Origin of the sequence: Chitinophaga sp. (genome assembly GCF_039596155.1) — a bacterium.
In the GTDB taxonomy this organism is placed as follows: domain Bacteria; phylum Bacteroidota; class Bacteroidia; order Chitinophagales; family Chitinophagaceae; genus Chitinophaga.
On sequence record NZ_JBCNKF010000023.1, the window covers coordinates 39,999 to 53,016 of the forward strand.

Consider the following 13,018-nt stretch of genomic DNA (forward strand, 5'->3'; position numbering starts at 1 on the left):
ATTTGTGGTACAGGTACAGATTTGGTAAAAACTATCAATACAGATGACAACATATAAGTTCGAGGCGTTTACTACCATAATTGAAAAGAACATCCGGAGCGGCATTTTCAAGCCCGGGCAGAAGCTACCTTCTGTGCGGGAGATTAAGGAACAGTACCAGATAAGTATCAGCACTATACAAAACGGCTATGAGCATCTTATTATAAGCGGATTGGTGGAAAGTGTACCCAAGTCAGGTTATTTTGTTAGTAACCAACCGGAAAGGGCACACGAGCCTGTAAAAACCAAACATCGTCCAATAGCCAGAGATGCAACTTTTAAAAATAATCTTGCACTCACCACCTCGTTAATGATGGGAAGGAAAATATCCGAGTTTAACGTAGCAGCTCCGGGTGATTTGTTAATTCCGCAAAAGCTGTTGTTACGTACAATGCAGCAGGTAATAAGAGAAAAAGGTACCGGACTGTTACGCTATTACCCTTCAAACGGTTCGCATGAGCTTCGGGAAAATATCGTTAAGCGGGCAGCCACTTATCAAACCATCATCAATCCGGATGAACTAATGATCACAGATGGCGCATTGCAGGCATTGTACATTGCATTGGCGGCGATCTGTAATACAGGTGATGTCATCGCTGTGGAGAGCCCCTGTGTATTTTCAGTTCTGGAGGTAATAAGGGTTTTAAAATTAAAAGTGATCGAGATCCCTACCCGTCCGGCCACTGGATTTGATATAGACTTCTTTAGAAAAGCATGTCAGAAAAATGCTGTTAAAGCTGCCATTGTAACGCCTAACTTCCACAACCCGACAGGTGCAATATTAACTGATGAGCAGAAGAAAATGCTATTGTCTGTTGCCCATCAATATGATGTAGCAATCATTGAAAACGATATCTATGGCGATCTGTATTTCCAGGGACACAGACCTGCTACTATAAAAAGTTTCGATGACAGCGGGCTTGTCTTAACCTATTCATCATACGCTAAAACATTGGCACCCGGCATCAGGCTTGGCTGGCTTAGTGCTGGCAAATTTATGGAGCGTGCCGAACAGATAAAATTCGCTTTGGGTAGTACCATTTCACCACTGTATCAGGAAACGATCAACCGGCTGCTAAGCGGTAGTAGTTATGACCGGCATGTAAGGGCATTCAGGATGCAGCTGGCAAAAAATGCTTACTTCGCCATTAATTTAATTACAACCTACTTTCCGAAAAACACCAGCATTGCAACGCCATCAGGGGGATATAATATATGGGTCAGGCTACCAAATGATACCGATATGATTCATTTTTATAACCAGTGCGAAAAGATTGGCGTTCGATTTACACCGGGCTCCACTTTCTCGTTTTCAGATACTTTTGAAAAATACTTCAGGGTAGTCATTGCTGATACATTTTCCCCAAAGCGAATTGAAGCTATAAAGCTTGCCGGGCAGCGATTGCGATGAACTTAGAACCGCAATTTCTCAATAACCATATTAGCCTGTTAATATGCAATCTGTACCGGGCATAATTACAACATGTGTATTGCATATCCTCCTGATAAGGTAATTAGATTTGCCTAAAAAAGGAAAATGGATATCATCACAAAGTTTATAATAGCAACGGATGAAGGAAAAGGTGTTATATTGTCCTTAACAAGAGAACTAGCAAAAGAGAAATTCTCCTCAATTCTTGAACAAAAGATCTTAGAAGAATATATCGATAAGCATTTTAATAAAAAGCAACTGGTAGCAGAAATGAATGACTTATCAAATCAATGGCTGGTGGTATATGTTGATAATAATCCTGCAGGATATGCAAAGATTACCTCAAAAGGGGAAAAGCCCCGATCACTGGAAAACAAGCGTGCAGCCAGAATAGCTGATTTGGCAATACTCACAAAATATCCGGAGGTTGAAGTAAAGCATTCACTTCTGGACAAGTGCCTGCTGGTTTGCAAACATCATGAAGGTATCTGGATAAATGAATATGCTGCAAATCCATTGATTGATTTTTTTGAAAGTAAAGGTTTTGAAAGACAACCGGAAGCCAGTCGACTGGATGATCTGGCGCTACCATCTGTCTACCTGGTCTATTTCAATGATACAGGTAAAAAATAGGGATTTAGTACTTTAATAAAATGATTGAAGCTGTAATTTTTGACATGGATGGTTTGTTGATAGATTCTGAGCCATTCTGGAGAACTGCTGAAAAAGAAGTATTCGGAAACTTAGGCATTGATGTAACAGAGGAGGAAGCCACTGTAACCAGTCGGATGACCACCAGAGAAGTAACTGAATATTGGTATCGCCGTAAGCCCTGGGAGAAGAAAACTTTAGAAGAAGTAGAAGATGCCGTTATACAAAGAGTTGGCGAACTTATTGATCACGGTGGCGTAATAATGCCGGGCGTTATAGGATTACTTCAGCGTTTTAAACAATCGGGTTGTAAAATAGGCCTGGCTACAAATTCGCCGGATTGTCTTATTCCAAAGGTGCTACGTAAGCTAGCTATTGAACATTATTTTGATGTTACCATATCCTCGGATTTTGTAGCCAGGGGCAAGCCAAGCCCTGACATATACATAAAGGCAGCCTTCGAACTTGCTACTATCCCGTCAAACTGTATCGTATTTGAGGATTCAAAATCTGGTGTTCGTGCCGCTGTAGCCGCAGGAATGAGCGTGGTTGTAGTCAACAGGCAGGTAGACTTCAATGAGGCTGGATTTGAAATAGCTGACGTGAAGATCCGGACACTCAATGATTTTGGCGATGATCATATTGTGTTATTGAACAACAACAAGACAGGTTTTGAAATCAGGCCAACAGACTGATATTATATAGGACAGGGCCCGAAAGCATTTTACCTGGATGACCGACGTACTCAATTTAGATAATATTGTGGATTGTAGCCGATTTAACGACGCTTACAATGGATGGCAGATAGCGGTGAATCTTTACCTGGTTGCCGGTAAACGACGTATTGATGCCGGCAGCGCTCTATTCGTATTCGAAGGCATAGCAACTCATTATCCGGATTTAAAATATGAAGTCTCATGTTAACAACATAACATGAGACTTCATATTTTCCGGTTTTGCCGTTAATCTACCGGATCATCATTGTATGTGATAACACTTTATCCGTACCCGCATTCTCCACTCCGGGCTGCCCCCCTCCTATGCTGATGACTGTTTTTCCTCCGGGCTGATAGATCTTCCCATTCTCATCAACAAGCGAAAGCTCTTCCTTTGTAAGTGTAAAAGCCACTTCTTTACTTTCACCGCGTTTTAATGCTACACGTTGAAAACCTTTCAACGACCTTACAGGCGCATTCGCTACTGCCGGGTAACTTACATACAACTGCACCACTTCATCACCATCAAATTCCCCGGTGTTGGTCAATGCTACAGTGATATTGACAGGGTCCCCCTTACGGGCATTTTCCGGCGCCTTCAGCCGGCTATAGGTGAAATGAGTATAGCTTAACCCATATCCAAACGGATATAAAGGTTTCCCTTTGAAATAACGGTAGGTCCTGTTATGCATAGCGTAGTCTGTGAACGAAGGCAGATCTTTGTCGGAAGCATAAAAGGTCACGGGCAGGCGTCCTGAAGGATTATAGTCCCCAAATAACACATCAGCAATAGCGGTTCCTGCGCGCTGCCCTCCATACCAGGCATTTAAAATGGCGGGTATATGCGCCTGCTCTTCCGGAATGGCGATAGCACTGCCCGTCATCATAACAAAAATGACCGGTTTACCGGTTTGCTGTAAGGCAGTCAGCAGCGCTGTCTGTACTTTGGGTAGCATGATGGTTGTCCGGTCACCGCCATCGAACCCTGGCACCTGTACGGGCATTTCTTCTCCTTCCAGTTGCGGTGAGATACCGCCGGCAAAAATGATAGCATCTACATCCTTCAACCTGTTAGCTAAAGCGGCAAAATCTGTTTTTACCCTGTCGCCAGCTTTGATGCGGATGGAGGCATTTCCTTCATTTTGATAATACTCCACTACCAGTTTGTAACTGCTGTCTTTTTGAACGGGTAACGTGAAGGGCCTTGCTCCCCAGCGGTTTTTTGTCCAGGCATCAACAACCAGACTGTCGTTGATAAACAGGCGATATCCGTCATCTCCATCTATTTCAAAATTCATCGTTTCTGTAGCTGCTGCTTTCAGCGATGTGGTATACCTGGCTGAATAATGGATGGTCTTCAGATTGGGAGCAGGCGTTTCGCCCTCCGCCCAGTAATGATCAATATCCTTTTCTGTGATTGTCAGCACAGGCGCGCCTTCCAGCCGCTCGTTCGCAAAATATTCTGCCTGTACGCCCGGCCTGCCCTTAAACGAAAGCATAGATGTGAGATCCCGGTAACGCAATAGGGTATCATTGGTATGATTGATTGCCTTTTCGTAAATAATTGTCGCATCAGTTCCCAGTTTCTGCCTGATCCCTTCAACAACTGTCACTACGTTGGACGGCGTTCCGTTATAGTTGCCAAGAACAGCAATTTTATTATCGGCATTAGGCCCTATCACCGCTATCTTCCTGATCTTTTTGCTAAGGGGCAGTACACCGGTTGAATTTTTAAGTAAAATGATAGATTCTCTGGCCATTTTCAGGGCATGGTCATCATGTTCCGGGGCTTCCAATACAGAAGCCGGCGTTTGCGCGTATTTCACCTTTGATACCGGGTCGAACATTCCCAGCCGGAAACGGATGGTAAATAATCGTTTTAATGAAGTATCCAGTTGCGCTTCGCTTAACAACCCGGTTTTCACTGCGTTTATCAGCGAATAATAAACCGAGGTGCCGCACTCAATATCTGTAGAATGAATGAGGGCATCTGCAGCTGCGGCGGTAGCATCCTTATGCGTTTTATGGTATTTGAAAAAATCGTCTATCGCCCAGCAATCACTGGTTACGTAGCCGTTGAATTTCCATTGCCTGCGAAGAATATTGGTCATGAGCAAATCATTGCCACAACAAGGCTGACCATTTACGGCATTATAGGCGCACATCACGCCGGCAACGCCCGCATTGACAACGAGTTCGTGGAAAGCCGGCAAATAGGTATCCCAGAGGTCGTGCAGCGAAGGGTTGAAGTTATCGGAATGCCTGCTGGATTCCGGCCCACTATGCACGGCAAAATGTTTGGCACAGGCGGCAGCCTTCAGGTATGTGGGATCATTCCCCTGAAGTCCGCGTACAAAGGCTCCGCCTAGTTTGGCAGTCAGGTATGGATCCTCACCGTAGGTCTCCTGTCCCCTGCCCCACCGGGGATCGCGGAATATATTGATATTAGGCGTCCAGTAAGTTAACCCCATATACCGTTCATTGTTCTTTCCTTCTGCTGTTGCCTTATTGTGAACTGCCCTCCCCTCGGTGGCCGAAAAATCTGCCATCTGGAATATGGCAGCAGTATCCCAGGTGGCAGCCATGGCAATGGCCTGCGGATAAGAAGTTACATGATAAGGAGTGCGGGCAACGCCATGAAGCGTTTCATTCCACCAGTCATAGGCAGGTATACCAAGATGCGGAATGGCGGGAGCAGCGTTGAGCATTTGCCCAACTTTTTCTTCCAGTGTCAGGCGGTTCACCAGGTCGTTCACACGCTGGGATACAGGCAGGGTGTAATCCCACATGGGAAAGCTTTTATATTCCTGCCCCAGGGAAGTGCCGGTCACAAATATGCCTATAAACACAATTAGCTTTTTCATAACATGAATGTGGTTCTATTAATGGAGAATATCAACAACTGGGTTATAATGTCATTCGGACAATTATTAAACTTATTTCAAATAACCCAATTATCAAACTTATTTTTTATCAAACTGTATAAATAAAACCTGGTGTTCCGATAGTTATGCTTCTTCGTTCAGCATGTAAACTTCATCAGGGCAGTTTTTCAGCAAAGAAATAGCATTGAGCGGATCAAAAAGTCCAAAATTGACCGTAGTTTATTTTTACAAGTAATCGATATACCCGGACTTTCTCAATAATCCTGCAAAAAAAAAGATTTGTATACTTCAAAAAAACTATCGTAATATTGCGATATGGGATTAACTAAATCAGATCTGTTTACCAAAGAGCAAAACGAGCTGGCCAATATGGCAAAAGCCATCGCCCACCCGGCGAGGATTGCGATTTTGCAACACCTGGTAAAGATGAATGCCTGTGTAACGGGAGACCTGGTCAATGAACTCGGGTTAGCCCAGGCTACAACCTCACAGCATCTAAAGGAGCTCAAAAATGCGGGTATAATACAAGGGACAGTAGAAGGTGCCAGCGTATGCTATTGCATCGATCCCAGGGTCTGGAAACAGTATAAAAATGTATTTCATGCTTTCTTCGGTGAGGTAAAAATTGAGGACAGCCGCTGCTGTTGATTTTTTTTGCCCACAACCATCGCAATATTGCAATTATACGATAATTTAAATTGCTATGCAGACAAATGAACAACTCAAAACGTTAGTGAAACAAAAATATAGTGAAATTGCTTTGCAGGATAAGGAGACAAACCAGTCATCCTGCTGTGGGTCGGGCGCTTGCTCTACGGAAGTCTACAATATTATGAGTGAAGACTATAGCGAGCTGGGAGGATATTCCCCGGATGCTGACCTTGGGCTGGGATGTGGACTGCCGACGCAGTTCGCAAAGATCCAACAAGGTAATACTGTGATTGATCTGGGCGCTGGTGCGGGTAACGATTGTTTTATTGCTCGTCGCGAGGCTGGCGAAACAGGTAAAGTAATCGGTATTGATTTTACACCGGCCATGATTGAACGGGCAAGGGAGAATGCGGATAAACTGGGATATAACAATGTAGAGTTCAGGCTGGGTGATATTGAAAAAATGCCTGTGGGTGGTAACGTGGCAGATGTGGTAGTGAGCAATTGTGTGTTGAATCTGGTACCTGATAAGGATAGGGTGATGAAGGAAATTTTCCGGGTATTAAAAGCAGGTGGACATTTCAGCATTTCTGATATCGTTTTGGAAGGAACACTGCCAGGAAAATTGCGGGAGGCTGCGGAGATGTATGCCGGATGTGTATCAGGGGCTATCGAAAAACAACAATATCTGCAGTTGATCATTGATAACGGGTTTAAGAATATGACGGTGCAAAAAGAAAAAGCGATTCATATCCCGGACGATATTCTGGGGAATTATTTGTCTGCAGAAGAGATAGCGGCTTTCCGTTCGGGTACGAATGGTATTTACAGTATTACAGTATATGCCGAGAAGCCTTGTTGTGCTCCCGGCTGTTGTTAAAAAACAGATGAATGCAAAACTGTAATCCTGTTCATCGAAAAAGCCTGGGTTTTATAGACAGGTACCTCACGCTCTGGATCTTCCTGGCGATGGTTGCTGGTGTGACCGTTGGCTATTTTTTCCCATCCTCAGCGGGTCTTATCAATTCATACACTACCGGCACTACTAACATTCCAATTGCCATTGGGTTAATACTTATGATGTATCCTCCTTTGGCAAAGGTGCGATATGAAGAGCTGGGAATGGTATTTAGAAATACCCGTATACTTTCCGTTTCTCTTTTACTGAATTGGGTAATAGGACCTTTATTGATGTTTGGATTGGCCGTTTTCTTTTTGTCTGATCAACCCGCTTATATGACCGGCCTGATCCTGATTGGATTAGCAAGGTGTATTGCGATGGTAATCGTCTGGAATGAACTTGCAGAAGGGAACAGGGAGTATGCAGCAGGTCTTGTGGCACTGAACAGTATCTTCCAGGTATTACTATATAGTGTATATGCCTATCTATTCCTGACATGGCTACCGGGTTTACTGGGGCTTACAACGGCTACCGTAACAGTATCTATGGGTGAAATTGCACGTAGTGTGGGTATCTACCTGGGCATTCCCTTTGCCGCAGGTATGATAAGCCGGTATGTGTTGATCCATGTGAAGGGTGAACAATGGTACCAGGTAAAATTTATTCCTTTTATTTCACCCGTTACCCTTATCGCACTAATTTTTACAATTGTCGTGATGTTTAGTCTGAAAGGGCAAATGATCGTGGAGATACCATTTGACGTTGTGAAGATTGCAATACCGCTGGCGATGTATTTCACCATTATGTTTATAGTGAGCTTCTTGCTGGGGCGAGCTATGGGAGCTGACTACAGCAAAAATGCGTCAATTGCGTTTACCGCCGCAGGCAACAACTTTGAGCTGGCAATTGCGGTGGCAATTGGCGTGTTTGGCATTCATTCCGGGCAGGCATTTGTTGGGGTAATTGGACCGCTGGTAGAGGTGCCGGCACTGATTGCGTTAGTAAAGGTCGCCTTCTGGCTGAAAAAAAAGTATTACAAGTAAACGCTACATATGGATTATCAATTGTTGCCTGCGATCAGGCAGTATCTTTCAACGGCTGAAAAGGATCATGGTTTGATTGGGGCTGAGCGGAAAGCAGCATTACTTAAAATTGCGAACGGGGTTGCTGCATCATTAGCAGCTACGGAAAAGGCTGCACTTATCTATGTATGTACGCATAACTCGAGGAGGAGTCATATGGGACAATTATGGGCAATGGCAGCAGCAGCCTACTATGACATCCAGGGAATTACCAGTTATTCAGGGGGTACAGAAATCACTGCATTTAACCCCAGTGCGATTAAAGCATTACGGGAAGCGGGATTTAATATTCAGGTACCGTCTGCTGCTGTAAATCCACATTATCACATTGAATATGCATCGAATGCACCGGCAATTATTGCTTTTTCGAAGAAGTATATGGATGCTCCTAATCCAGTCGCTGATTTTATCGCTGTCATGACCTGCTCACATGCGGATGAAAATTGTCCTTTTGTAGCCGGGGCGACACTGAAAGTTGCGACTCCCTATCAGGATCCTAAAGAAGGAGATGGTAAACCGGAGCAGGAGCAGGTTTATAGGGAACGATGCAGGGAGATCGCTACAGAGGTATTATATACATTCAGATTGGTATCGGAAATGATAAAGCCGGTCTGACTACAGGCCGGCTTTATCAGAATCATTTATAAGATAGTTCGTTCATCTGCTGAAATAGTAAAATTCGGGTTTGAAAAGAACACATGTTGCTGAGATGACTGTTTAATCACAAAAGTATCAACGCCATGTTTGCAAATCGCCTGAATTAACGACTACGCGGGATATTACAGTTACCACTGCCCGGACGTCGGCAACAAGATAGCCCGACACCAAAAATCATCCCTCGTGTTATAACATCATCATTTCATTCCAGAACGTAGCAGGAATATCCGCCTTGGTCATTTTCAGATTTTTTTCTACCTGTTCCGGCCGGGTAGTGCTCAATGCAATACTTTTCACACCTGGGGCAGTAAGGCCGAACCTGATACAGGCGGTTGCCGGCGTGAAATTATATTTTTCGCAAAGTGCAAAGAATCTTTCTCTCCAAATCAGCTTTGCCTGCCCGCTTTCCGCCGTCTTATCCACCGGCTTGTAATTGTAATAATCCCCTCCTGTCAGGAAGCCGCCGTTAAACACGGCTGAATTGATGACAAATACGCCCTTGCTTTGCAGGTCATGCATGAAAAGTGCCAGCTCCACCGGATGATCATAGAGTGTATAACTATTGGCAAACATTACCCAGTCCAGTTGTACATCTTCTGATAACCGCCTGATGATACGCCAGTCTTTTGCCCCGACTCCCACAGCCATTACTTCTCCCTTTTGCTTCAGGTCGTTCAGTGCTTTATAAGCCAGTAAAATATCGTCATACAGGTTTTCTTCATGCGACTTATCAGTAGCTTTTGCCAGGTATTCATCCGGATCATGTACCGAAACAAAATTGGCCTTGTAGGCGCCCAGCAAATGATTGCCCTGTTCATAACACTCCAGGATGCCATCATAGCCGATACGCTGAACGGCGTCATATTTCAGCCCTTTCCATACACCCGGCTCAAAAGTAGGCTCCTCTCCTTCCAGCGGTACACGTAACCATCCGAGTTTGTTGCTGATGATCACATCGGCTGGCGAAACATTCAATTCCTGAAGGGCTTTGCCCAGGCATTCCAATGCAAGACCGGCACCGTATTTTCCGGCAGTATCAAAGGATGCAGGCGCATCGGTGTGGGTAATGAATTCTTTTACAATGGCAGTTTTGGTGGTCTGAGGTAGCTCCTGATATAAATTACCAAGGCAACTGGTTCCCATTATAACTTCCGGCAATTGCAGCATGTGCAGATAATTTTAACTGTCTAAGTATCAATCTTTCAAATATGTGACTTCTTCATAGAAATACCATTATACAAAAGCGACATTCTTGTATAGTATTCCGATGTCTGTTAGTTAAATTGCCTATCGCTTTCGATTTCTTAACAGGCACCGTTATGAGGAATCGCTTCACCTTCGCATTACTGAATACAGAGGTAACTAATTATCCCGATATAAACAGGCCTTCCCTGATAAATAGTAGCATTTGCCTGCTTTCAGACTGTGAATTACAGGTTACATTATAAGGTCGGCGCTATCTCATATGGGAATTACTATGCTTGGTTAACCTACCCGGTATCAGAGCGCACTAAGAAACAAATAAGGGGCATCTTCAGCAACAGGAACAGCTTTGGGTCAACACAGCATACTTTCAATGGCAATCATTCTTTAATGCTCATTATATAAACACCCGGTGTTTATTCAACAACACCGGGTGTTTCCACTTCTACGTTTTAACTAATTTTCAATGGCACAGCATAGAACGGCTTCACGGGTAATTCGACTGTCAATCCTTCCGTTGTGCGACTGAATGACAACGGCGCTTCACTTCCCGGAAGTGACACCTTGCTGATCGTGCCCGGGTAATGAGGACTACCGGCAGCCAGTGATTTTATCAATACTTTGCCGTTGTCAGGGAATTCCATGACGGTTGCATACAGGGAGTTCCCTTTGGTTACAAACCTGATATCAGCAGCTGTATAGGGCTTTCCCTTTCCTTCATTGAATCCCTGTGCACTGAGCGGAGCCGCTCCTTCCAGGGAAGGGCCTTCTCCAAATACCTTCCAGGGACGGGTGCCGTAAATGCTCTCCCCGTTTGCAGACATCCACTGCCCTATTTCTTCCACGATGCTACGTTCCTGCTCATCAATTGTACCATTTCCTCTCACAGGAATATTCAGTAACAGGTTCCCATTCTTACTGACGATATCGACCAGCATCTGGATAACCATTTTAGCACTTTTATAGCCTTTTCTCTCGTAGATCTCCCTGTCGTAATGCCAATCCCCTATACAGGTATCCGTTTGCCACGGAAGGGGCTCCACACTGTTACTCTGGCCCCGTTCAATATCCCACACCATACATTGTCTCTGTTGCTCGTCCAGGATCTTACCGTTAATTACCACCTCCAGCGATTTCCGGGTTTTGATACTCCGGTTATAAAAATGAGCCGCAATACGCAATCCGGCATCACTGACAGGCCATAGCGGCAATGCTGTATCGTCAAAATAGATCATATCAGGATCGTATTTATCGATCAGATCTATGGTTCTGTTGTAAAACTTTTCGCAGTAGGCGGTTGTCGGTGGGCAAACACCATTTCCCCAGCCCCATTGCCGGTGGATGGCTCCATTATCGTAGCTATTTTCGCTGAGTGCATGGTTCTGGGCATACAGATCCTGTGGATCCAGTCCATTCCACCACTTACCCGTTCCATCTTTTTTTGTCAGCTTACCATCGTAGGGAACACCGGCATAGGGTCCCTCCTTATCTGCCCGCTGGGCGGGCTCCATCCAGCTCCAGGTATGGGCCGCATGCACACTTACCCCGAAATGCAGTCCCTGGTTTCTGGCTGCTTTCACCCATCCGCCTATGATGTCTTTTTTGGGACCTACTTTAAGGCTGTTCCAGGCAGGTTGATATTTGCTGTTATACAAATCCAGGTTGTCATGGTGATTGGCCAGCGCCATGAAATATTTTGCACCTGCACGTTTATAAAGGTCCACCAGGGCTTCCGGTTCCCAGCTTTCTGCTTTCCATTCATTGATCACGTCCTTAAAACCGAATTTGGATGGATGACCATATTTCTGCAGATGGAATTTATACTGCCGGTAGCCCTCGATATACATATGCCTGGCATACCAGTCACCTGCCTCTGGCTGGCATTGCGGGCCCCAGTGTGCCCAGATACCAAACTTCGCATCCCGGAACCATTCCGGTGTCCGGTATTGCTGCAGGGATGACCAGTTTGGCTGGAATGGGCCTTTCAACATGGTTTCTCCACTGCCCGAAAAAGCAGCTAACCTATCTGAGAACAGCAAGGCTGGAACTGCCATGCCTACTTGTTTTATGAGCGTTCTTCTATTCACCGGATAATCGTTTATTGCAAGATAAAAAATCAGATAATGGATTCAATTGTACAAAACTGACAATTTTATGCACGATTCCGATGATGATTAATTGGACCGAACGGGCCATGCACCCGTTTGCAGCAGCATGGTCAGCCAATCTTCCAGGTGCCAGGTTTTTTCTATCCTGCCATTTTTCAGGTGATGAAACTCATGAATGGCAATGGTCAGTTGCCGGTGTGTCGGCGCGATTCCCATGAATTCATGGCTATGTGTGAAGACCATTTCCGCACGTACTCCGGCCCGTTCATACGTGCCAAAAATTTCAAGTATATTGATCCTTACATCCGGGAACGCCTGTGTGAATTCCTTTACAAGCGCTTTATATCCTGCCGGGCCTTCCTGTTGGCCGGGAGCCAGCGGGATATCCTGCCAGCCGGGGGCCAGCACCTGATCTGCTAAACTATAATCCCGGTTAGTAAAGACGCCGTAAAAGGCTTCTAATGTGTCGATTTCCTGTTGCGTTAAGGCGTGAACCAGGCCTTGTTCCGCTTGTGTTGTATTCATGATATAACAATATTGGGTGGAGAAATGAATTTACTTTACTTCAACTACTACCTTGCCGGTTGCCCGGCCTGAGGCGACCAGAATCTGCGCCTGTGGCAACTGGTCGAAAGTAAATACCCGGGTAACATGCGGGGTGACTTTGCCGGATTCTATCAGGGTGCTGATATC

Annotated in this window: 11 protein-coding genes; 7 read left to right on the forward strand and 4 right to left on the reverse strand. The window is 45.0% G+C overall.

Annotation, left to right across the window (positions count from 1 at the left end; translation table 11 throughout):
- Positions 1 to 43 precede the first annotated feature (43 nt).
- The 3 genes from ABDW33_RS21135 to hxpB all read left to right on the forward strand — a co-directional run bounded on the left by ABDW33_RS21135 (position 44) and on the right by hxpB (position 2,817).
- Positions 44 to 1,450: a PLP-dependent aminotransferase family protein gene (locus ABDW33_RS21135; RefSeq protein ID WP_343692088.1), complete on the forward strand. Its 1,407-nt coding sequence runs from the start codon at positions 44 to 46 to the stop codon at positions 1,448 to 1,450.
- Between the two features lie 126 nt (positions 1,451 to 1,576).
- Positions 1,577 to 2,104, forward strand: coding sequence for an N-acetyltransferase (locus tag ABDW33_RS21140; protein ID WP_343692089.1), 528 nt, complete (start codon positions 1,577 to 1,579; stop codon positions 2,102 to 2,104).
- Between the two features lie 20 nt (positions 2,105 to 2,124).
- Positions 2,125 to 2,817 carry a hexitol phosphatase HxpB gene (gene hxpB / locus ABDW33_RS21145; protein ID WP_343692090.1) on the forward strand — a complete coding sequence of 231 codons (693 nt, stop codon included), beginning with the start codon at positions 2,125 to 2,127 and terminating at the stop codon, positions 2,815 to 2,817.
- A gap of 272 nt (positions 2,818 to 3,089) precedes the next feature.
- Here the strand turns inward: hxpB and ABDW33_RS21150 are convergent, their stop codons facing one another.
- Positions 3,090 to 5,702 (reverse strand): glycoside hydrolase family 3 C-terminal domain-containing protein, encoded by a 2,613-nt coding sequence (locus ABDW33_RS21150; RefSeq protein WP_343692091.1) that lies wholly within the window; start codon positions 5,700 to 5,702, stop codon positions 3,090 to 3,092.
- A 336-nt stretch (positions 5,703 to 6,038) separates the two neighbouring features.
- Here ABDW33_RS21150 and ABDW33_RS21155 point away from each other — a divergent pair, with 336 nt between their 5' ends.
- Genes ABDW33_RS21155 through ABDW33_RS21170 form a run of 4 tightly spaced genes read left to right on the forward strand, consistent with a single transcriptional unit; the run spans position 6,039 to position 8,972 of the window.
- Positions 6,039 to 6,371, forward strand: coding sequence for a metalloregulator ArsR/SmtB family transcription factor (locus ABDW33_RS21155; protein ID WP_343692092.1), 333 nt, complete (start codon positions 6,039 to 6,041; stop codon positions 6,369 to 6,371).
- A gap of 55 nt (positions 6,372 to 6,426) precedes the next feature.
- Positions 6,427 to 7,254: an arsenite methyltransferase gene (locus tag ABDW33_RS21160; RefSeq protein ID WP_343692093.1), complete on the forward strand. Its 828-nt coding sequence runs from the start codon at positions 6,427 to 6,429 to the stop codon at positions 7,252 to 7,254.
- Between the two features lie 11 nt (positions 7,255 to 7,265).
- Positions 7,266 to 8,318 (forward strand): ACR3 family arsenite efflux transporter, encoded by a 1,053-nt coding sequence (gene arsB, locus ABDW33_RS21165; RefSeq protein WP_343692094.1) that lies wholly within the window; start codon positions 7,266 to 7,268, stop codon positions 8,316 to 8,318.
- 9 nt (positions 8,319 to 8,327) lie between these two features.
- Positions 8,328 to 8,972 carry a protein-tyrosine-phosphatase gene (locus ABDW33_RS21170; RefSeq protein ID WP_343692095.1) on the forward strand — a complete coding sequence of 215 codons (645 nt, stop codon included), beginning with the start codon at positions 8,328 to 8,330 and terminating at the stop codon, positions 8,970 to 8,972.
- Between the two features lie 228 nt (positions 8,973 to 9,200).
- Here ABDW33_RS21170 and ABDW33_RS21175 read toward each other — a convergent pair whose 3' ends face one another.
- From ABDW33_RS21175 to ABDW33_RS21185, 3 genes are all read right to left on the reverse strand, one after another.
- Complete coding sequence (locus tag ABDW33_RS21175) at positions 9,201 to 10,181, reverse strand: aldo/keto reductase (RefSeq protein ID WP_343692096.1); 981 nt, start codon at positions 10,179 to 10,181, stop codon at positions 9,201 to 9,203.
- A gap of 488 nt (positions 10,182 to 10,669) precedes the next feature.
- Positions 10,670 to 12,271: an alpha-L-fucosidase gene (locus ABDW33_RS21180; RefSeq protein ID WP_343692097.1), complete on the reverse strand. Its 1,602-nt coding sequence runs from the start codon at positions 12,269 to 12,271 to the stop codon at positions 10,670 to 10,672.
- Between the two features lie 120 nt (positions 12,272 to 12,391).
- Entirely contained in the window at positions 12,392 to 12,850 is a 459-nt protein-coding gene (locus tag ABDW33_RS21185; protein WP_343692098.1) for an ester cyclase, read from the reverse strand.
- Positions 12,851 to 13,018: the final 168 nt, after the last annotated feature.